The sequence below is a fragment of the Mesorhizobium sp. M2A.F.Ca.ET.043.05.1.1 genome, assembly GCF_003952445.1.
In the GTDB taxonomy this organism is placed as follows: domain Bacteria; phylum Pseudomonadota; class Alphaproteobacteria; order Rhizobiales; family Rhizobiaceae; genus Mesorhizobium.
The window spans coordinates 807,173-827,444 of sequence record NZ_CP034446.1 but is presented as its reverse complement, the minus strand read 5'-3'; the positions used below and the strand labels follow the sequence as shown (position 1 = coordinate 827,444).

The window sequence follows — 20,272 nt, the reverse complement described above, 5'->3', positions numbered from 1 at the left end:
GCAAGCGAAAGACAAGATTGGCCGCAATACCGACCGTTGTCGGCGACAAAGCGGCCACCTTCGATAGCCCAGGCTATCAGCCGGAAATAGGAACGTAAAGAGAACAAAGACGATCTACCGGCTAGCGCCCTGGATCATTCTCCAGCAGGATCGGCTTGCCGTGTGGCGTTGCGTGCGCGGCGCGCTCCCAGGCGGCGGCAAGCTCATCGACCTCGCCTTTGCGGGCGACACCCTTCCTGGACAGCAGCTTCTCCAGCGCCGCCAGCCAGTGTTCGTAGTAATCGTGCCCATCACTCGCCGCGCCAGGTTGCTTCACCTCGGCCGACAAGGCCTCCGCCCATTCGCTCCACGAAAACAGGCCCTTGTCGTGCAGCGCAACGGTCAGGGCGAAGGCTTCGGCCTGCCACGGCTCGGCGAAGACCGGCTCGTCGAAACCCGCCGGCAAGGCGCCTTCATGCCGGCTCAAGATAGCTCTCCCAGGCATCGATCGACACGCTGAGCGTCGGATCGGCGCCCTCGCCCCAGATTTCGGCTCCGTCGAACACCACGGTATAGACCCATTGCGGATTCTCGCCCTTGCCATGCGCATTGCTGTCCGGAAAGACGAAGCCGCCGCGAACGGCCTCGATCCTCCCGGTCTTATCGCGCGCGTAGCGTGGCAGGCGCGTGTGGCCGGTCGGGTTGAAATTCTTCGTCCGCACCCGGTCGCCCGCTTGGAACCGTGCCGGCATAGCGACAGGCCGGTCGCACGGCCCGCCCTTGGCGAGCACCGCCGGCACATCCGCTGCCTTGAGCACCCTTTTCGGCGTCGAGGCCGCATCGACCGCTCTGCCGGCGGCCAGGTCGCGCTCGGTGACGAAGCCATGGCGCTTCAGCAGCACCTCTAGCGCCTTGATCCAGATCTGGTAGTAGCTCGACGAATAGTAGTCGGCGGGATGCAGCGATTCCCGCGCATGCCGGCTTTCATCGATGTTCCACGCCCCCATGCCGCCGGCGGCGAGCGTCACGCCCAGCGCCCGCCTTTCCCATGCGGCGTGGAAATAAGGCTCGTCCTTCTCGGGCGCGACCGGCTCGAAGCCCATCTGTCCGCCAAGATCCTGCGGCCCGTTCATGCCGGCCCCCCCTCCGGCTCCTTGGCCAGCGCCGTGCCGATCATCGCGTCGCGGCTGACCAGCTCGGCGAGCTGCTCCTCGCTCCAGCCCTCGGTGCCTTTCGGCCGCATCGGCACCACGAGATAGCGAAGCTCGGCGGTCGAATCCCAGACGCGGATTTTCTTGGTACTGGGCAGCGTCAGCCCGAATTCCTCCAGCACGCCGCGCGGATCGATCACCGCCCGCGAGCGGTAGGGCGGCGCCTTGTACCAGACCGGCGGCAGGCCGAGCACCGACCATGGATAGCAGGAGCACAGCGTGCAGACGACGAGATTGTGCGTCTCCTCGGTGTTGAACACGGCCTGCATATGCTCGCCTTGGCGGCCGGTATAGGAGAGCGATTCGATCGCGGCGGTCGCGTCGCGCTTTAGCCATTCGGCGTAAGCCGGATCGTTCCAGGCCTTCGCCACCACCCGCGCGCCATTGCGCGGGCCGATCTTCGTCTCGTAGGTATCGACGATGACGTCTATGGCTGCCGGATCGATCAGGCCTTTCTGGGTCAGGATCGTCTCCAGCGCGCGCACGCGCGCCGCGAACGGATCGAGCTCGTTGTCGTGGTCATGATCGTGGGTCATGCCCCGAGACTAGGATCGGCTGCCGTTGGCCGCAAGCGCGAGGCCTTGGGCCAGCAGCGGGTCTACTCGGCCGCCACCTTCTTCGGCTCGGCCTCGCCGTCGAACAGCGAGCCCTGCTCGCCGCTCTCCACCACATGCAGCGCCGGCTGGTTCCGTCTCGACGAGAAGCTGAGCAGCCAGCCCGAGAAGTTCTCGAAATAGACGTAGATCACCGGTGTCACGAACAGCGTCAGCGCCTGCGAGGCGAGCAGGCCGCCGACCACCGCGATGCCGAGCGGCTGGCGCAATTCGGCGCTGGCGCCGGTGCCGAGCGCGATCGGAAAGGTGCCCATCAGCGCGGCCAGCGTCGTCATCATGATCGGCCGGAAACGCATCAGGCAGGCCTTGTGGATGGACTCCTTCGCCGACATGCCCTGTCGCCTCAGCTCCAGCGCGACGTCGACCATCATGATGCCGTTCTTCTTGACGATGCCGATCAACATCAGGATGCCGATCACCGCGATCACCGACAGATCCATGCCGGCGAAGCGCAGCGCCACCACCGCGCCAAGCACCGCTGACGGCAGGCCGGTGAGGATGGTGAGCGGATGGATGAAGCTCTCATAGAGCATGCCGAGCACGATATAGATCGTGAGAATCGCGCCGCCGATCAGCAAGCCCTGGTTGGCCAGCGAATCCTGGAAGGTCTTGGCGGTGCCGGCAAAGCTCGTCGAGATCGCCGTCGGCATGCCGATCTGCTCCTTGAGCTGGTCGATGCGGGTCACCGTGTCGCCGAGCGACACGCCCTGCGGCAGGTTGTAGGAGATCGTCACCGCCGGCAGCTGTCCGAGCTGGTTGATCGTCAGGGCGCCGGCCGTGCGGTCGACGCGGGCGAAGGCGCCCAGCGGCACCAGGGTGCCGCTCGACGTCCGCATCTGGATGGCCAGCATGTGTTCCGGCGACCATTCGATCTTGGGGTCGAGCTCGGTGATGACCTCATAGCTGTCGGCCGAACCGAAGATCGTCGAGACCTGGTCGGTGCCGAAGCCGCCATAAAGCGCGGAGCGCAGCGTGTCGGTGTCGATGCCGAGCTGGGCGGCCTTGTCGCGGTCGATCACGAGCGATGCCTGCAAGGCATTGTTCTGCAGGTCGCTGGTGACGTCGGTGAACACCGTGTGGTCCGCGGCCATGGCATCATTAAGCTTTTGTGCCCAGACGTCGGTCTGCTTGGTATCGAGCCCCTGAACCACGAGTTGGTAGGCGCTGGCGGACGACCGCGAGCCGAGCCGCAGGTTCTGCACCGGCTGCATGTAGGTCTCGATGCCCGGCACGCCGGCCAGCTGGCGTCTCAGATCCGAAAGCACCTTCTCGATGTTGGGACGCTGGTCCTTGCCTTTGAGCTGGACGAAGAGTTGCCCCTGGTTGAGCGCGTTGTTGCCGCTGCCGGCCGACCAGGCCACATGGTCGACATAGGGCGACTTCGAGAACACGCTGGCCACCTGCCCCTGCAGCTTCGCCATGGCGTCGAAAGAGATGTCCTGGCGCGCCATGGTGGTGACCGATATCTGGCCGATATCCTCCTGCGGGAAGAAGCCCTTAGGCGAAACCTGGATCACCCACACCGACGCCGCGGCGGTGGTGATGAAGACCAGGAAAACCAGGAAGGTGTGGCGCAGGCAGAAGCTCAAGAGCCAGTCATAGGCACGGGTGACGATGTCTTGCCTGCCGGCGCTATGCGCCTCGCGATCCGCCTTCGTCACCGACAACAGCCGCGAGCAAAGCATCGGCGTCAGCGTCAGCGAGACGAACATCGAGGCCAGGATGGCGACGGTCACCACGACGGCGAATTCGTTGAAGATGCGGCCGATGACGCCACCCATCAAAAGCACCGGAATGAACACCGCCACCAGCGAGATCGAGATCGAGATGATGGTGAAGCCGATCTCGCGCGCGCCCTTCAGCGATGCGTCGAAGGCCGACAGCCCGTCCTCTTCCATGTGGCGGAAGATGTTTTCCAGCATGACGATGGCGTCGTCGACGACGAGGCCGACGGCCAAAGTCAGTCCCATCAGCGAGATGTTGTCGATGGAAAAGCCGAACAGGAACATCGCGCCAAGTGTGGCGATCAGCGAGATCGGCACCGCCACCGCCGGGATGATCGTCGCCGTCACCCTGCGCAGGAACACGAAGATCACCATCACCACGAGCGCGATGGTCAACAGCAGCGTGAACTGAACGTCGTCGACGGCCTGGCGGATCGAGGTCGAGCGGTCGTTGAGCAGCTTGATCTGGGCGGCGGCCGGCAACTGGTCCTGGAAGGATGGCAGCATCGCCTTGACCTTGTCGACGACGTCGACGGTGTTGGCATCGGGCTGGCGCTGCACCGCCATGATGATCGCGCGGGTGCCGTCATACCAGCTCGCCGTTGTCGTGGTCTGAACGGAATCGACGACCCGGGTCACCTCGCCCAACCGCACCGGATGGCCGTTCTTCGTGGCGATGATGAGGTTGGAGAAACCGGCGGCGTTGGTCAGCTGCGTGTTGGCGGTGATCGTCAACTGCTGCTTGTTGTTCTGCAGCACGCCGAGCGGCGTGTTGCTGTTGGCAGAGGCGATCGCCGCCTGCAGCTGATCGATCGAGATGCCGCGCGCGGCAAGTGCGGACGGATCGATCTGGATGCGCACCGCGTATTTCTGCTGGCCGAAGATCGACACCTGGGCCACGCCGTCGATGGTCGACAGCGAAGGCGAGATGACGTTTTCCGCGAAGGCGTCGAGATCGGTCAGCGGAACCGTGTCGCTGACCAGCGACATCAAAAGGATCGGCGCGTCGGCCGGATTGACCTTGCGATAGCTCGGCGGCGAGGTCATTTCCGGCGGCAGCGATCTTTGCGTGCGCGCGATCGCCGCCTGCACGTCGGCGGCTGCCGCGTCGATATCGCGGTTCAGCACGAACTGGATGGCGATCGAGGTCTGGCCAAGCGAATTGGTGGTCGAGATCGAATCGATGCCGGCGATCGTCGCGAACTGCTTGATCAGCGGCGTGGCCACCGATGTCGCCATCGTCTCCGGCGACGCGCCGGGCAGGCTGGCCGAAACATTGACCACCGGAAATTCGGCGCTGGGCAGCGCCGCCACCGGCAGGAACTTGTAGGCAAAGATACCGCCCAGAATGAGGGCGAACGACATCAGCAGCGTGGCGACGGGCCTGCGAATGCAGAATTCGGAGATCATTGGGCAGCCCCGCCGGCCTTGTCTGCCTCAGCGACCTTCGGTGACGCCTGGTCACCGGATCCGGCCGCCTTGCCTTCATGCACCGCCGCGCCGTTCTTCAACCGTGTCTGGCCTTCGACGACGACCTTCTCGCCGCTCTTGAGACCATCGCTGATGGCGCTGTTCTGGCCCTCCGTCAGCGCCACCTGCACCGGCCGCATCTCGACCGTGTTGTCCGGCTTGACCACATAGACGAAGGGGCCCTTCTGGCTGGGCTGCACCGCGACCGTCGGAACCGAGGTCATCTGCGGCATCGTGCCGGCATCGAGCACCACATTCACATATTGTCCCGGCCACAGCGAAAGATCCGGGTTCGGTATGCTGGCCCGCGTGGCGATGGTGCCCGACGCGGTATCGACGCTGGAATCGACAAAGTCGAGCGTGCCCTTGCCGATGGGCGTGGGGTCGCCGTCCTTGGTGAGCATCACGTTGCCTTGCTGCGGGTCGGCGAGCGCCTTGTGCAAGAGGGCGAGGTTGCTTTCCGGCAGCGTGAAATTCACCTGCAGCGGGTCCATCTGCGTGATGGTGACAAGCGGCGTCGAGCTGCTCGAGTTGCCATTGCTGGTGGTGACGAGATCGCCGACCGACACGTTGACGGCGCCGAGCCGGCCCGAGATCGGCGCCGTGATGGTCGCGTAGCTCAATTGCACGGTGTCGGCGTCGATCGTCGCCTTGTCCGCGTCGATGGTTGCGGCCGCGGCTTTCTGTGCCGCCAGCGCCTGGTCGTAGGTCTGCTGCGTGCCGGCCTGCTTGGCGACAAGATCCTTGGCGCGCTGCAGGTCGGCCTGGGCGCTCACCAGCATCGCCTGGTCCTTGGCGAGCGTCGCCTGATCCTTGGCGAGCTGCGCCTTCAGCGCGCGATCATCGAGCGAAATGAGCAGATCGCCGGCCTTGACCATCTGCCCGTCCTTGACCGCGATCGACACGATCTGGCTGGAAACACGGGCATTGATGTTGACCACCTCCGGCGACGAGACGAAGCCGATGGCATAGCGGCGGATCGGAAAATCGGCGGTGGTCGCGACGGCGGAGACGATCGAGGCCGAACGCGGACCGCCGCCTTTCGCATTCTCGCCTTTCGCATTGTCCGAGGCACTGGCCGTCTTGTCGCCGCTCCCCTTCTTGGCGGTGGCGGTCGCGTCAGCCTGCTTGCCAGAAATCAGCTGCTGGACCCTGGTCAGCGTTGTGGGCGAATAATAGAGCCCCGCGGCCGCCAGACAGGCGACCGCAACAGCTGCAAAGGCGATTTTTCCGCGCATCGACAAACAAGCCCTCTACCCGACACGCCGATCCCGGTGGTCCATCCTAGCTCGATCCACGGTCTTTCGCCGCGAATTTCGCCGAATAGATAGGACACGGCTTTGGCGGAAAAGGGCCAAAACGCGGCATTACGAAGATTTAATGTGCACTGCACAATGGTTAGGCAGCCGGGTAACAGGGGATCCGACCGGGCTGTCCACCGATCCGAAAGGCCGCCAAGATGGACGACTGCCGGGCCAGAGAAACGATTGAAGCGGTGCGAGCGATCGCCCGCCTTTCTCACATCCCCTGCGGGCCACGGTTCATCGCCGCGACGCCGGTGCGGCAGATCTCGACCAGGCCAAGCGGTTTCATGATGGCGATGAACTGGTCGAGCTTGGAGCCCTTGCCAGTGATCTCGAAGATGAAATGCTCGGTGTTGGCGTCGATGACCGAGGCGCGGAAGGCATCCGCGAGCCGAAGCGCCTCGACACGGGCGTCGCCCGTGCCGGCGACCTTGACCAGCGCGAGCTCGCGCTCCAGCGGCCGCTCTTGCCCAAGCTCGTGCGAGCGCACGGTCAGGTCCACCACCCGGTGCACCGGTACGATGCGCTCGAGCTGATGCTTGATCTGCTCCATCACATGCGGCGTGCCGCGCGTCACGATGGTGATGCGCGACAGATGCTTCTCGTGCTCGGTCTCGGAAACGGTCAGGCTTTCGATGTTGTAGCCGCGGCCCGAGAAAAGCCCGATGACGCGGGCCAGCACGCCCGGTTCGTTGTCGACCAGCACGGAAAGCGTATGGGTTTCCGGCTTCTCGGTTTCCTTGGCAATGAAGTAGGCCGAGCCGGTCGGCTGAAGCTGTGCGTTCATGACGTGATTCTCGATTTCAGACTTCTGAGCTAATTCTCTGTTTGCGCAGGGCTATTCGCGATAGCCCGCCCTTGACGGCTGCCTACACCAGTTCCCTGCCCTTGGCGTCGATGGCATTGGCCACCGCCTCGTCGGTCGCCTCGTCCGGCAGGAGCATCTCGTTATGCGCCTTGCCTGAAGGGATCATCGGGAAGCAGTTGGCCAAGGTCGCCACGCGGCAGTCGAACAGAACCGGCTTCTTCACCGAGATCATCTCGCGGATCGCGTCGTCGAGCTCGTCCGGCTTGTCGCAGCGAATACCATGACCGCCATAGGCTTCCGCCAGCTTGACGAAGTCCGGCATCGCCTCGGTGTAGGAATGCGACAGCCGGTTGCCGTGTAAGAGCTGCTGCCACTGGCGCACCATGCCCATATACTGGTTGTTCAGGATGAAGATCTTGATCGGTGCCTCATACTGCACCGCCGAGCTCATCTCCTGCATGGTCATCTGCACCGAGGCGTCGCCTGCGATATCGATAACCAGCGCATCCGGATGCGCGATCTGCACGCCGAGCGCCGCCGGCAGGCCATAGCCCATCGTGCCCAGGCCGCCCGACGTCATCCAGCGGTTCGGCTTGTCGAAATGATAGTGCTGCGCCGCCCACATCTGGTGCTGGCCGACCTCGGTGGTGATGTAGGTGTCCATGTCCTTTGTCAGCGCATAGAGCCGCTGGATCGCGTATTGCGGCATGATGACGTCGCTGTTCATCTTGTAGGCCAGCGAATCCCGCGCGCGCCATTTCGCGATCTGCTCCCACCACGGATAGAGCGCCTTCTTGTCGGTCTTCGCGGTCGCCCGCCACAGCCGCACCAGGTCTTCCAGCACGCGGCCGACATCGCCCAAGATCCCGATGTCGGCATGCACGTTCTTGTTGATCGAGGACGGGTCGATGTCGATGTGGATCTTCTTCGAGTTCGGCGAGAACGCGTTGAGGCGGCCAGTGATGCGGTCATCGAAGCGCGCGCCGATGCAGACCATCACGTCGCAGTCATGCATCGCCATGTTGGCTTCGTAGGTACCGTGCATGCCGAGCATGCCGACCCAGTTCTTGCCGGATGCCGGATAGGCGCCGAGCCCCATCAGCGTCGAGGTGATCGGGAAGCCGGTGAGGTCGACCAGCTCGCGCAGCAGATGGCTGGCCTCCGGACCGGAATTGATGACGCCGCCACCCGAATAGATGATCGGCTTCTTCGCTCCGGCCATCAGCTCGACGGCAGCCTTCACCTTTTCTAGGTCGCCCTGGACTTTCGGCTGGTAGCTGGTGCGCGGCGCCGTCTGCGGCGGCACATAGATGCCCTTGGCGAACTGCACGTCCTTCGGGATATCGACCACGACCGGGCCGGGGCGGCCCGTGGTCGCGACATGGAACGCCTCATGGATGGTGGCGGCGAGCTCGTTGACGTCCTTCACCAGCCAGTTGTGCTTGGTGCAGGGCCGCGTGATGCCGACCGTGTCGCATTCCTGGAAGGCGTCGGAGCCGATCAGCGAGGTCGGCACCTGGCCGGTGAGGCAGACCAACGGGATGGAATCCATCAGTGCATCCTGCAGCGGCGTCACGGCATTGGTGGCGCCGGGGCCGGACGTCACCAGGAGCACGCCGGCCTTTCCGGTCGAGCGCGCATAGCCTTCGGCCGCGTGGCCTGCGCCCTGCTCGTGCCGAACCAGGATGTGCTCGACCTCGTCCTGTTGAAAGATTTCATCGTAAATCGGGAGAACCGCGCCGCCCGGATAGCCGAAGACGTGCTTGACGCCATTGTCCTTGAGCGCCTGCACCACCATTTCGGCACCCGTCATTTCGCGCCGCTCGTTCTGTCCATTGCTCATCGGTCTGGTCCCGTACTGTTTCGCCATCTGGCGATTGCTGGTCGTTTAGTTGGATTGGAGGCAATAAAAAAGGCCCCCGAGGGAGCCTGTGTGGTGCGCATGGGAGGTTTTCGCCCGGCGGTTACACCGCCTTGCCCACGCGCCAGCCTACGAGAATGAGTGCCGTTTTCATGGGCGCGGACAATAAGGGCGAAAACGCTGGCTCGTCAATGGGGTCCGGCGCGAATTCACCCGCCTGTGAGAAACGGCGCTGTTTCGCGCTACCATAGTACAGTTGAGCGCCCGCCGCCGAGGCACCAGTATGTGCCGATGCATGTCGCCCAGAAGGGTGGAGCGGTTGGGAGCACGACATGCAATGGTGTGACGTTGGCTGCGAGGAGGACGCATGGCTGGCGAACGGGAGCATATCCGCGAGATCGAAGAGGTGCTGTCCGGCGCGCGATCGGTCCGCGACGATATCGTGGTTCAATCCTGGCTGCGCTGTATCGATACGCATCGGCTTGACCCCGCACGTCCGACGGAAGCCTACATCGTGCCCGATACCCAGTTGCGCGAGCATCGCGAGCAGTCCGAAAGACTGATCGCCATTGCCCGCAGCGGGCTGGAGACATTGTTCAAGCAGGTCGCCGGCCAGAACTACGTCCTGCTGCTGGCCGACGCGAAAGGTGTCACCGTCGACTTCCTCGGCGACCCGCTGTTCATGGACCAGTTGCGCACGGCCGGTCTCTATCTCGGCTCCGAATGGTCCGAAAGCCGCACTGGAACCTGCGGCGTCGGCTCCTGCATCGTCACGGGCGAGGCGATGACCATTCACCAGACCGACCATTTCGATACCACCCACACGCCGCTCTCCTGCACCGCCGCGCCGATCTTCGACACCAAGGGCGAACTGACCGCCGTCCTCGACATATCGCTGTTGCGCTCGCCACAGCCGAAAGTCAGCCAGAACCTTGCCCTTCACCTGGTGACGGCGTCTGCCCGGCGCATCGAGCTCGCCAATTTGATGGCGCAGATGCATTCGGAATGGGTGCTGCGCTTCTCGCGCTCGCCCGAATTCCTCGACGTCGATCCGGAAGCAGCCATCGCGCTCGATGCCTCGGGCCGCATCCTCGGCACCACGCGCGGCGGAGCGCTGCTTCTGGCGCAGGCCGGAGGCGCCGACTGGAGGCTCTCCTCGCCGATCGGCCAGCCGATCTCGCGTTACCTCGATATGGATATCGACGACTTGCCGAATCTGACGCGCGGGCGCCCGACCGAGGAGCGGCTGGTGTTCGGCCGCAACGGCAGCGCGCTGTTCGCGCATGCCATCGAGCCGCAGCCGTCGAGCGGACGCCGCACACCTGTCGAGGCGCTGCCGAAACCGATCGCCGAGCTTTCCAGCGGCGATCCCGCCATGGCGGCCATGCAGGCGCGGGCCGCCAAGCTGGCGCGCACCACCATCCCGATCCTGATCCATGGCGAGACCGGTTCCGGCAAGGAATATCTCGCCCGCGCGCTCCATGACAGCTCCGGGCGCTCCGGCCCGTTCGTGGCCATCAATTGCGCCGCCATCCCGGAACATCTGATCGAGAGCGAGCTGTTCGGGCACGCGGCCGGCGCCTTTACCGGCGCCACGGCCAAGGGACGCAAGGGGCTGATAGAGAGCGCCGACGGCGGCACGCTTTTCCTCGACGAGATCGGCGACATGCCCTACGCGCTGCAGTCGCGCCTGCTGCGGGTGATCGCCGAGCGCGAACTGATCCCGGTTGGCGGCACAGCACCTCGGCCTGTCGACATCAAGATCATCTCCGCCTCGCACCATGACTTGCGCCGACTGGTTGCCGAGGGCCGTTTCCGCGAGGATCTGTTCTACCGGCTGAACGCCGCCGCGCTGACACTGCCGGCGCTGCGCGAGCGCACCGATTTCGAATGGCTGCTGGAACGGCTGGTCGGCGAGCGGGCGCGCCTTGCCGGTCGGGCGGCAAAACTGTCGCCGGCGGCGCGGCTGGCACTGATCCGTCATGGCTGGCCGGGCAACATCCGCGAGCTCGTCAACGCCGTGGATCTGGCGGTGGCGCTTTGCGAGGACGAGACGATCCATCCTTCCGACCTGCCCGATTTCGCCACGGCCCGCAAGGCGCCCCCGGCGCCTTCCGCCAGCCTGGTCGCGTTGCGCGCCCCCTCGCCCGAGGAAGAGCGCGCAGCCCTACTGGCCGTGCTGGCGGCGACCGGCTGGAACATTTCCGAAGCCGCGCGGCGTCTCGGCGTCGACCGCACCACGGTCCATCGCCGCATGAAGCGCCTGCGACTGGAGGCGCCGAACTAAAGTTGCAAGGGCTGTGGCGCGCCGCAGCGCATGCAACAGAAAATGCAACAGGCAAGGCGCCGCAAGAGCGTCCTAACAGATTGATTCCATTGATAGCACCAGATGAGCGCCACGGTTGGCACGCCGCTTGCTGCTCATGACGCACTCTAGCAAGTGGAGGAGAACAAATGCTCGAGAGAACACCCACCACCAAGGCACAGGCGCTGCTCGACAAGTTCGGCAAGGCGCTGGAAACCGGCGACATCGACAGCGCCGTCAACTGTTTCCAGGCCGACTGCTACTGGCGCGACCTCGTCACCTTCACCTGGAACCTGAAGACCATGGAAGGCCAGGACCAGGTTCGCGACATGCTGCAAGCGACGCTGGCCAACACCAAGCCGACCGCATGGGCGGTGGCCAAGGGCGAGGAAGCGACCGAGGATGGCGGCGTCATCACCGCCTGGATCACCTTCGAGACAAGCGTCGCGCGCGGTTTTGGCCTTGTGCGGTTCAAGGGCGACCTGATCTGGACCCTGCTCACCACGATGGCGGAGCTGAAAGGGCATGAGGAGAAAGCGGGCTTCAGTCGTCCGCTCGGCGCCAAGCACGGGCATGGCAAGGACCGCAAGACCTGGCGCGAGGAGCGCGACGACGAGATCGCCGAGCTCGGTCATACGAAGCAACCTTATGTCGTCATCATTGGCGGCGGTCAGGGCGGTATCGCACTCGGCGCCCGGCTGAAGCAGCTCGGCGTGCCCACCATCATCATCGAGAAGAACGAGCGTCCCGGAGACTCCTGGCGCAAGCGCTACAAGTCGCTCTGCCTGCACGACCCGGTCTGGTACGATCACCTGCCCTATATCGACTTCCCGAAGAACTGGCCGGTCTTCGCGCCGAAGGACAAGATCGGCGACTGGCTGGAAATGTACACCAAGGTGATGGAGCTGAACTACTGGGCCTCCACCACCGCCAAATCCGCCAAATATGACGAGAAGACGAAGGAATGGACCGTCGTCGTCGAGCGCGACGGCAAGGAGATCGTGCTCAAGCCCAAGCAATTGGTGCTGGCGACCGGCATGTCGGGCAAGGCGAACTGGCCGAAATACAAGGGCCAGGACATCTTCAAGGGCGAGCAGCAGCACTCATCGACCCATCCCGGCCCGGACAAATACCGCGGCAAGAAGGTGGTGGTGATCGGCTCCAACAACTCGGCGCACGACATCTGCGCGGCGCTGTGGGAAGGCGGCGCCGACGTGACCATGGTGCAGCGGTCATCCACCCACATCGTCAAGTCGGACACGCTGATGGATATCGGGCTTGGCGCGCTCTACTCCGAGCAGGCGGTCGAGAACGGCATGACGACGCGCAAGGCCGATATGATATTCGCGTCCCTGCCCTACCGCATCCTGCACGAATTCCAGATTCCGCTTTACCAGCAGATGAAGGAGCGTGACGCGAAATTCTATGACGACCTGGAGAAGGCCGGCTTCATGCTCGACTGGGGCGATGACGGCTCGGGTCTCTTCATGAAATACCTGCGCCGCGGCTCCGGCTACTATATCGATGTCGGCGCCTGCGACCTCGTCATCGACGGCTCGATCAAACTGAAGAGCGGACCGGGCGCCGCGGTGCAGGAACTCACCGAAACCGGCGTCAAGTTCGTCGACGGTACCGAATTGCCGGCCGACCTTGTGATCTATGCCACCGGCTACGGCTCGATGAACGGCTGGGCCGCCGACCTCATCTCGCAGGAGGTAGCCGACAAGGTCGGCAAGGTTTGGGGTCTCGGCTCCGCCACCACCAAGGATCCCGGCCCTTGGGAAGGCGAGCAGCGCAACATGTGGAAGCCGACGCAGCAGGAAGCGCTGTGGTTCCACGGCGGCAACCTTCACCAGTCGCGCCACTATTCGCAGTATCTTGCGCTGCAGCTGAAGGCCAGGCAGGTCGGGTTGCCAACCCCGGTGTATGGGCTGCAGCAGGTCTACCACAAGGCTTGAGGCCGGACGCTTTCCATAGATGGAAGCCCGCCACGGGCTTCCATCTATCCCGCCTTGAGCTTCGGGAAGGCCCACATGGTCGCAACTTGATGGCTATCGATCTTTCCCTATCCGCTTCCAGTAGATCAGCGTGCCGGTCAGCCCGCCATGCGGCTTCAGCGCAAAGTCGGGGATCTCGCCGGTCAGCCTGAAGCCGAGCTTCTCATAAAGCCCCGCCGCGCCTTCCTCGCTTGCCGTGTCCAGCACGAGCAGCGTGCGGCCCTTCTCGACCGCCAGTGCCTCCGCGGCGCGCATCAGTGCGCTCGCGACGCCTTTGCCGCGGTGGTGCCGGCCGGTCATCAGCTTGGCGATCTCGGCGCGGTGCGGCTGGTTGGGCGGAAAGTCGAGCAGCAGCGTGACAGTTCCTGCAAGCACTCCATCCTGCCATGCGCCCAGCACCACCCTTTCGCCGCGCTCGGCCGCGGCAAGCGACTTGCGCCAGAAATCCAGTGCCGCCTCCGCCGGCAATGGATACATGAAGCTCATCGATCCGCCGGTGGCGACGGTCTCGATCAACAGGTCGGCGAGCATCGCGACGGTCGCCGCATCGTCGCTCAACACCCGGATCTCAAGTGCGTTCATGCTGGTGTTCTCCAAGGCGAGGCGACATCGGGAAAGGTCATTCGAAATGGCTGCTCCGCCTGCGCCGCCGCGCCCGCCGGATTTCGGCGATCCGGTCGGCGTCGTCCGCGCTAAGATGGCGACCGCGCTCCAGGATCTCGAGCGTATATTCCTCATAGGTCAGCCCGAGGCGCTCGGCTCTCTCCAGACGCATCAGCATGACGGCCTGGCTTGGCGCCTTCCAGGCCTTGTCGTGGGCGGCGCGCCAGGCGCGGAAGACGTAAGCGTCGCCCTTGCCCCAGGGCGGGCCTTCATAATCGTCGAGCGGCGGCCCGCCATTGTGCGAGCGGTTTGGCCGGCGAGACACGGGCTCAGTCCCTGACCAGCGCCACGAGATACTCCGCGGCAGCCGGTCCGGGAGCATGAAAGACACAATCCGCCGGCGCCCCCAGCGCCAGGCAGTCGCCGGGCTCGAGCCGGTGCACCACATCACCCTCGGTGAAATCCAGCCTTCCGTCGATCAGCCATATCTGCTGCTTGATGAAGGCGTAGGAGGCGGCCGGAAGGCTGACCCTGGCGCCCGCCGGCAGGCTGACCCTGATCAATTCGAGCGGCATCTGAGATGCCGGCGACAGATGCCGCCGGATGTAGCCCGTTGCCGGATCCTGCCACACCGGCTGCTCGTCCCTGCGCGAAACGCCGCCGCCTTGCAGCTCGGCCCGCGCGATCAGCGTCGACAGTGTCATGCCGAAGGCGGCCGCGATGCGCACCAGGAGCGCCGCGGTCGCACTGGTCGTGCCGCGTTCGATGGCGCTCAGCATCGCTTTGGACACGTCCGAGCGCCCCGCAAGCTCGGCCAGCGACCAGCCCCTCACCATCCTTTCGGAGTGTATCCGCCGGCCGATCGTGGCAGTGATATCATCCGATATATCGTTCATTCGTCCAATATATCGGAATTGCGAATGCTGGGAAGAGGGTATTCGATCGAATTGTCGCGACCGGCTTAACACCGTCTACACCATTCGACCTCACCTCAATTTAACCCCGCCTGGATAGGGTCGACGCTCCAGGGAATGGGACCAGGTCAGTCATGTTTGTCGAACGCGAAGCCTCCGTTGGCGAACCGATTTCGCAGGAGCGCCGCAACGCCCTGCAAAGCGACAAACGCATTCTCGGCAATGTCGTGCAATGCGACGGCGCGCGCGCCACCATCAGCGCCTACGCCGAGGATGCCGACGGCACGGTCACCGGCCAATGGACGGTCGGCAAGATGATCTCCATCAATCTCGGCACGACGCGCACGGTCGGCCTTGTTTACGAGATCGGCAAATCGGACCGCGCCTGGAGCAATGAGGGCCAGAACCCGATCGAGGTCAGCATCGAATTGATCGGCGAGGTGCGCGACGGCGCGGAGCCCGGCGCCAAGCCGGTCTTCGACCGCGGCATCACCGCCTATCCGCATATCGGCGCCATCGCCCATCGTATCCGCAGCCGCGACCTGCAGGCGGTCTACGATCTGGCCGGACGCCATTCAGTCACCATCGGCACGCTGTCGCAGGATGAATCGATCGACGCCCACATCGCCATCGACGACACGCTGGCGCGCCATTTCGCCATCGTCGGCACCACCGGCGTCGGCAAGTCCACGGCGGTCTCGCTGCTCTTGCGCAAATCGATCGAGGCGCGGCCCGACCTGCGCGTGCTCATTCTCGACCCGCACAACGAGTTCGCGGCCTCGCTGCCGGAATATTGCGTCAAGGTCGATTCCAAGACGCTTGACCTGCCATTCTGGATGTTCAGGCTGGAGGAGTTCGCCGAAGTGCTGTTTCGCGGCCGCGAGACGGTGCCCGAGGAAGTGGATGTCCTGCGCGACCTGATCCCGGCGGCCAAGAACCTCTATCGCAACCCCGGATCCGGCACCTATGTTCGGCGCGGCAGCGATGCGCTGACGTCGGATACGCCGGTGCCCTACCGCATCGCCGATCTCATCAAGCAGATCGACGAGCGCATGGGCCTGCTCGAAAGCAAGAACGATCGCCCGGTCCTGAAGTCGCTGAAGACGCGCATCGAATCGGCGGCCGCCGATCCGCGTTACCGCTTCATGTTCAATTCCCGCCTGATCGAGGACACGATCCACGAGACGATAGGCAATATTTTCCGTGTCCCCAACCACGGCCGGCCGGTCACCTGCTTCGAGATGGCGGGTATGCCTTCGGAAGTGGTCAACTCGGTCTGCTCGGTGCTGGCGCGCCTGGCCTTCGACCTGGCCTTGTGGAGCGAGGGCCGGCTGAGGCTGCTCCTGCTTTGCGAGGAAGCTCACCGCTATATGCCGGCCGATCCGCGCCTCGGCTTCGCGCCGACCAGGCATGCGCTGTCGCGCATCGCCAAGGAAGGCCGCAAATATGGCTGCTATCTGGGTGTCGTCACCCAACGCCCGGGCGAGCTCGACCCGACCATCCTGTCGCAGTGCTCGACCTTCTTCGCCATGCGCCTTGCCAACGAGCAGGACCAGGCAATCATCCGCTCGGCGATCGCCGACTCCTCGGCCTCCACGCTCGCGTTCCTGTCCTCGATGGGGCAGCGCGAAGCCATCGCCTTCGGCGAAGGCGTCGCAACCACCATGCGGCTGAAATTCGAGAAGCTGGCGCAGGAGTTCATCCCCGGAACCGCGAAAAGGGAACAGGTCGAGCCCTCCGTGGACGGCAGCGACGTCGATCTGGCCATGATCGTCGAGCGGCTCCGCAACGTACCGAAGCCGCAGCAAGCCATGGCCTTCGCCGAGACCGTCGACTCGGCCCGGCAGGCCGGCGACCCGGACTATAAGAAGCCGGCTACAGCTGCCCCCCGCCCTCAGCCCGATGACGACTTCGACACCCGCTACGGCCTGAAGCCCTCGACCTTCGGCATGCGCAGTTGAACGACTAACCGCCCGACGTCGGACGGTGAGTAAATTCCGATAGAGAATTCGTCAGGCCGAGTCGGATGGTGCCGTTTGCGAGAACCGGAGCGGAGCGGACATCAAGTCCGTGAGCACCGGAAGCGCAGAAAACGGCGGCATACGGCCGGCCTCACGAATTCATTTTCGGAATTTTAGGCGCAGACGCGGTTGCGGCCTTGCTTCTTCGCCTCATAGAGCTGACGGTCGGCGCGGCGGTAGAAATCCTCCGCGCTCTCCTTATGGTCCCACACGGCAAGGCCGACGCTGGTGGTAACCTTGAGCCGCACATTGCCAGACAGGATCGACAGGTTGGCGATCGCCTTGCGGATGCGCTCGGCGAACCTGGCAAGCAGCTCGACATCCATGTTGGGCGTGACGACGGCAAACTCCTCGCCGCCCAGCCGCGCCACCACGTCGTGGTAGCGCGTCATGCTCCGCAGGCAGGTGGCCACAGCCCGCAGCACCTCGTCGCCGACATCGTGACCATGTGTGTCGTTGACCTGTTTGAAGTGATCGAGATCGAGGATCATCAGCCCGACCGGCCTGTCGATGCGCCGAAATTCGTGGAGATATTCACGCAGCGCATCGTCGAAATAGCGGCGGTTCTGCATGCCGGTCAGACCGTCGGTTAGCGCTGCCTGCTCGAGCGTCTGCGAACGGGCGCTGAGCGAGACCGTCATGGCCCTGAGCTTGCCCTCTTCCCGCACCTGGCCACGGATCAGCGGGTAGATGAAGAAAGTGCCGAAAAACAGCGCGGTCGCCAGCAGCGCGCCAGTGACGAAAAGCAATTTGTTCAGATAGACAATTTTGTCGCCGCGTGATGCCGCGTCGAGGTCCGAGGCGATGTCCTGCAATTGGCCATAGGCATGGAACGTCACCAGGCCGGCGGCCAGGATCACGAAAATAAACACGAAAAATGCGGATTCCGCCTTATGGAAACGCATCTACTCCCCGCACCACTGGAACCCTCGAGCTTATGCCACATCGGACCTTACGGACCGTTAACCCGGACAACCCTGGCGGGAATTAGAGCAAAGGATTTTAAGGCGCTGATTGAAAATGGCTTTTCGTCAGTCGTGAACTGCCGGTTGATCGCCCGGTCGCAACCTGCGCCACTCCACGCCCAGCTGGTGCCTGAACCAGGTCGATTGGCGCTTGGCATACTGCCGCGTCGCGATCTTGGCCCGCTCGATCGCCTCGGGAAAACCGGACCGTCCGGCCATCGCCGCCTGCAGCTCGCGTACCCCGATCGCTTTCATGGCCGGCAGATCCGGGTCGAGGCCGAGCGCCGTAAGCTGCCGCACTTCGTCAAGCGCGCCCTTGTCGAGCATCTGGTCGAACCGGGCCTCGATGCGCCGGACCAGTTGCGCCCGGTCCGGCTCGATCACCAGGAACCGAGCGCTGTCGCGGTCGATCAGCGGGCGGCCGCGCGCCGCCTGCCACTCCAGGAGGGAACGTCCCGAAGCATCGAGCACTTCGAGCGCCCGCACGATACGCTGACCGTCCGTTGGCCTGAGTTGCATGGCCATGGCTGAATCCTCGTGCATCAGCAGGCGATGCAGCCTTTCGGCTCCTTGCTCCTTGAGCTCGTAGCGCCAGCGCTCACGCACAGCCGGTGGAATGTCCGGCATATCCGAGATGCCTTCGGCCAGCGCGCGGAAATAGAGCCCGGTGCCGCCGACGAAAACAACCGGACGGCCCGACAGCACGCCGTCGTCAATCAGCTTCGTCACGTCGCGCAGCCAGGCGCCGGTGGAATAGGCCGTGGAGGGATGCACATGGCCGTAGAGGAAATGCGGCACGCGTGCCGTTTCGGCGGCGGTCGGCCGCGCGGTCAAGACGTCGAGCACCGAATAGCCCTGCATGGAATCGGTGTTGACGATGACCCCGTCACCGCGTTCGGCAAGATCGAGCGCCAGCGCCGACTTGCCGCTGGCTGTCGGCCCGGCTATCAGGATCGCGTTCTTGATGCGGCCTTCGCCCGCCTGCCTGCCGGAATGTTCAATGCCGCTGATCGCCACTCTAGTGTCCCGTCCAGAAGCCCGCGCCGTGCCGGCCTCGCTTGCGAATATGGCCTTGCAGGCTGCCGGCGCAAGCGCTGTCCGTTGGTTGGCTGAGGACGTCGCTTGCGACCTCGTCCTGCCGCAGACGCCGGATATCGGCGAAATGACCGCCAATCTGCGCGCCGCACTGGCGTCCGAGCCGGTCGATGTCATCGTCCAGCCCGCCGAAGGCAGGCGCAAGAAGATCCTGCTCGCCGACATGGATTCGACAATGATCGATCAGGAGTGCATCGACGAGCTTGCCGACGAAATCGGCGTCAAGGACCATGTGGCGGCGATCACCGCGCGCTCGATGAATGGCGAGATTGCCTTCGAGCCGGCCTTGCGGGAACGCGTCGCCTTGCTGAAAGGCCTGGACACGGCGGTAGTCGACCGCATCATCGCCAATCGGCTGACGCTCGCCGCCGGCGGCCGCGCATTGGTGCAGACGATGCGTGCCAACGGCGCTTGGACTGCGCTGGTCTCGGGCGGCTTCGACGTCTTCACCAGCCGCATTGCGGAGATGCTGGGGTTCCAGGAAAATCGGGCCAACCGCCTGATCGAGGAGGACGGCAGATTCGCCGGCATGGTGACCGAGCCCATCCTCGGGCGCGCCGCGAAGGCCGAAGCGCTGCTGGACATTGCCGCGAGGCTCGCGCTGACAACAGAGGATGCCATCGCGGTCGGCGACGGCGCCAACGATCTCGATATGATCCGTCTTGCCGGCACCGGCGTCGCGCTCCACGCCAAGCCGGCGGTGGCCGAGCAGGCCCGCATCCGCATCGATCATGGCGACCTGACCGCGCTGCTCTATCTCCAGGGCTACCGCCGGGACGAGTTTGCGGAATGAAGCCGATCCGCACCGAGCGCCTGATCCTCCGCAACTGGGAGGATCGCGACCGCGAGCTTTTCCATCGCATCAACTCCGATGGACGCGTGATGGAATTCTTCCCGTTCCGCCGCGACCGTGCCGCTGCCGACGCCAAGATGGACGAAGTCCGCGCCTGGATCGAAGAGGACGGCTACGGCTTCGCCGCGGCCGAGATTGCCGCGACCGGCGAATGCATCGGCTTCGTCGGCTTGTCCGGAACGGAAGACATAGACGTGCTGGCGCCCGGCACGATTGAGATCGGCTGGCGGCTGGCGCCCGAATTCTGGGGCAAGGGCTATGTCACCGAGGCGGCGGAAGCCTGGCTCGCCTTCGGTTTCGAAACGCTTGGCGTGGACGAGATCGTGTCATTCGCGGTCGCGGATAACCATCGTTCGATCGCCGTCATGAAGCGGCTCGGCATGCGAGCCGATCCCGGTGCCGACTTCGATCACCCCAGCGTCCCAGACAGCCACCCGCATCTCAAGCGTCATGTCATGTACAGGCTGTCGCGCGAGGCATGGCAGGCACGAAAAAGGGCGGCTCGTTAGCCGCCCTATTCACTGAAACATCAATCGCTTGCTGAACGA

At 64.3% G+C, this 20,272-nt stretch carries 17 protein-coding genes; 5 read left to right on the top strand and 12 right to left on the bottom strand.

The genetic code is table 11. The features are described from left to right. Positions 1-121 precede the first annotated feature (121 nt). From EJ069_RS03890 to EJ069_RS03860, 7 genes are all read right to left on the bottom strand, one after another. Positions 122-466 carry a nitrile hydratase accessory protein gene (locus EJ069_RS03890; protein ID WP_126060166.1) on the bottom strand — a complete coding sequence of 115 codons (345 nt, stop codon included), beginning with the start codon at positions 464-466 and terminating at the stop codon, positions 122-124. Then, positions 453-1,112, bottom strand: a complete 660-nt coding sequence (nthB, locus tag EJ069_RS03885) for a nitrile hydratase subunit beta (RefSeq protein ID WP_126060165.1) — start codon at positions 1,110-1,112, stop codon at positions 453-455. The genes EJ069_RS03890 and nthB overlap by 14 nt, the downstream gene beginning before the upstream one ends. After that, entirely contained in the window at positions 1,109-1,726 is a 618-nt protein-coding gene (gene nthA, locus EJ069_RS03880; protein WP_126060164.1) for a nitrile hydratase subunit alpha, read from the bottom strand. The genes nthB and nthA overlap by 4 nt, the downstream gene beginning before the upstream one ends. A gap of 62 nt (positions 1,727-1,788) precedes the next feature. Beyond that, positions 1,789-4,938, bottom strand: coding sequence for an efflux RND transporter permease subunit (locus EJ069_RS03875; protein ID WP_126060163.1), 3,150 nt, complete (start codon positions 4,936-4,938; stop codon positions 1,789-1,791). Further along, positions 4,935-6,236, bottom strand: a complete 1,302-nt coding sequence (locus tag EJ069_RS03870) for an efflux RND transporter periplasmic adaptor subunit (protein ID WP_126060162.1) — start codon at positions 6,234-6,236, stop codon at positions 4,935-4,937. The genes EJ069_RS03875 and EJ069_RS03870 overlap by 4 nt, the downstream gene beginning before the upstream one ends. A 280-nt stretch (positions 6,237-6,516) precedes the next feature. After that, positions 6,517-7,089, bottom strand: coding sequence for an acetolactate synthase small subunit (ilvN, locus tag EJ069_RS03865; protein ID WP_042644054.1), 573 nt, complete (start codon positions 7,087-7,089; stop codon positions 6,517-6,519). Positions 7,090-7,171: 82 nt separating this feature from the next. Beyond that, positions 7,172-8,953, bottom strand: a complete 1,782-nt coding sequence (locus EJ069_RS03860) for an acetolactate synthase 3 large subunit (RefSeq protein WP_126060161.1) — start codon at positions 8,951-8,953, stop codon at positions 7,172-7,174. Between the two features lie 385 nt (positions 8,954-9,338). On the opposite strand from EJ069_RS03860, the gene EJ069_RS03855 reads away from it, so the two are divergent. Next, positions 9,339-11,258 (top strand): sigma-54-dependent Fis family transcriptional regulator, encoded by a 1,920-nt coding sequence (locus EJ069_RS03855; protein ID WP_126060160.1) that lies wholly within the window; start codon positions 9,339-9,341, stop codon positions 11,256-11,258. A 167-nt stretch (positions 11,259-11,425) separates the two neighbouring features. Next, complete coding sequence (locus EJ069_RS03850; RefSeq protein ID WP_126060159.1) at positions 11,426-13,234, top strand: NAD(P)/FAD-dependent oxidoreductase; 1,809 nt, start codon at positions 11,426-11,428, stop codon at positions 13,232-13,234. Between the two features lie 93 nt (positions 13,235-13,327). Here EJ069_RS03850 and EJ069_RS03845 read toward each other — a convergent pair whose 3' ends face one another. From EJ069_RS03845 to EJ069_RS03835, 3 genes are read right to left on the bottom strand one after another with little or no spacing between them, the layout of a single operon-like run. Then, entirely contained in the window at positions 13,328-13,855 is a 528-nt protein-coding gene (locus EJ069_RS03845; protein WP_126060158.1) for a GNAT family N-acetyltransferase, read from the bottom strand. Between the two features lie 37 nt (positions 13,856-13,892). Then, entirely contained in the window at positions 13,893-14,201 is a 309-nt protein-coding gene (locus tag EJ069_RS03840) for a hypothetical protein (RefSeq protein WP_126060157.1), read from the bottom strand. 4 nt (positions 14,202-14,205) lie between these two features. Continuing rightward, entirely contained in the window at positions 14,206-14,772 is a 567-nt protein-coding gene (locus tag EJ069_RS03835) for an XRE family transcriptional regulator (RefSeq protein ID WP_126060156.1), read from the bottom strand. Between the two features lie 152 nt (positions 14,773-14,924). Between EJ069_RS03835 and EJ069_RS03830 the strand changes: the two genes are divergently transcribed. After that, positions 14,925-16,751, top strand: coding sequence for an ATP-binding protein (locus EJ069_RS03830; protein ID WP_126060155.1), 1,827 nt, complete (start codon positions 14,925-14,927; stop codon positions 16,749-16,751). Between the two features lie 173 nt (positions 16,752-16,924). Here the strand turns inward: EJ069_RS03830 and EJ069_RS03825 are convergent, their stop codons facing one another. Together EJ069_RS03825 and miaA are read right to left on the bottom strand one after the other, a co-directional pair. Then, positions 16,925-17,716 carry a GGDEF domain-containing protein gene (locus tag EJ069_RS03825; protein WP_126060154.1) on the bottom strand — a complete coding sequence of 264 codons (792 nt, stop codon included), beginning with the start codon at positions 17,714-17,716 and terminating at the stop codon, positions 16,925-16,927. 126 nt (positions 17,717-17,842) lie between these two features. Next, positions 17,843-18,787 (bottom strand): tRNA (adenosine(37)-N6)-dimethylallyltransferase MiaA, encoded by a 945-nt coding sequence (gene miaA, locus EJ069_RS03820; protein WP_126064620.1) that lies wholly within the window; start codon positions 18,785-18,787, stop codon positions 17,843-17,845. Here miaA and serB point away from each other — a divergent pair. Continuing rightward, positions 18,777-19,664 (top strand): phosphoserine phosphatase SerB, encoded by an 888-nt coding sequence (serB, locus tag EJ069_RS03815; protein ID WP_126060153.1) that lies wholly within the window; start codon positions 18,777-18,779, stop codon positions 19,662-19,664. The genes miaA and serB overlap by 11 nt on opposite strands. Further along, entirely contained in the window at positions 19,661-20,233 is a 573-nt protein-coding gene (locus EJ069_RS03810; RefSeq protein ID WP_126060152.1) for a GNAT family N-acetyltransferase, read from the top strand. Before serB ends, EJ069_RS03810 begins: the two co-directional genes overlap by 4 nt. Positions 20,234-20,272: the final 39 nt, after the last annotated feature.

What these genes read in the sequence shown, in the direction of transcription:
- nthB (WP_126060165.1), bottom strand. Translation starts at nt 1,112, where the DNA reads ATGAACGGGCCGCAGGATCTTGGCGGACAGATGGGCTTCGAGCCGGTC.
- nthA (WP_126060164.1), bottom strand. Translation starts at nt 1,726, where the DNA reads ATGACCCACGATCATGACCACGACAACGAGCTCGATCCGTTCGCGGCG.
- EJ069_RS03875 (WP_126060163.1), bottom strand. Translation starts at nt 4,938, where the DNA reads ATGATCTCCGAATTCTGCATTCGCAGGCCCGTCGCCACGCTGCTGATG.
- EJ069_RS03870 (WP_126060162.1), bottom strand. Translation starts at nt 6,236, where the DNA reads ATGCGCGGAAAAATCGCCTTTGCAGCTGTTGCGGTCGCCTGTCTGGCG.
- ilvN (WP_042644054.1), bottom strand. Translation starts at nt 7,089, where the DNA reads ATGAACGCACAGCTTCAGCCGACCGGCTCGGCCTACTTCATTGCCAAG.
- EJ069_RS03860 (WP_126060161.1), bottom strand. Translation starts at nt 8,953, where the DNA reads ATGAGCAATGGACAGAACGAGCGGCGCGAAATGACGGGTGCCGAAATG.
- EJ069_RS03855 (WP_126060160.1), top strand. Translation starts at nt 9,339, where the DNA reads ATGGCTGGCGAACGGGAGCATATCCGCGAGATCGAAGAGGTGCTGTCC.
- EJ069_RS03850 (WP_126060159.1), top strand. Translation starts at nt 11,426, where the DNA reads ATGCTCGAGAGAACACCCACCACCAAGGCACAGGCGCTGCTCGACAAG.
- EJ069_RS03845 (WP_126060158.1), bottom strand. Translation starts at nt 13,855, where the DNA reads ATGAACGCACTTGAGATCCGGGTGTTGAGCGACGATGCGGCGACCGTC.
- EJ069_RS03835 (WP_126060156.1), bottom strand. Translation starts at nt 14,772, where the DNA reads ATGAACGATATATCGGATGATATCACTGCCACGATCGGCCGGCGGATA.
- EJ069_RS03830 (WP_126060155.1), top strand. Translation starts at nt 14,925, where the DNA reads ATGTTTGTCGAACGCGAAGCCTCCGTTGGCGAACCGATTTCGCAGGAG.
- EJ069_RS03825 (WP_126060154.1), bottom strand. Translation starts at nt 17,716, where the DNA reads ATGCGTTTCCATAAGGCGGAATCCGCATTTTTCGTGTTTATTTTCGTG.
- serB (WP_126060153.1), top strand. Translation starts at nt 18,777, where the DNA reads ATGCCGCTGATCGCCACTCTAGTGTCCCGTCCAGAAGCCCGCGCCGTG.
- EJ069_RS03810 (WP_126060152.1), top strand. Translation starts at nt 19,661, where the DNA reads ATGAAGCCGATCCGCACCGAGCGCCTGATCCTCCGCAACTGGGAGGAT.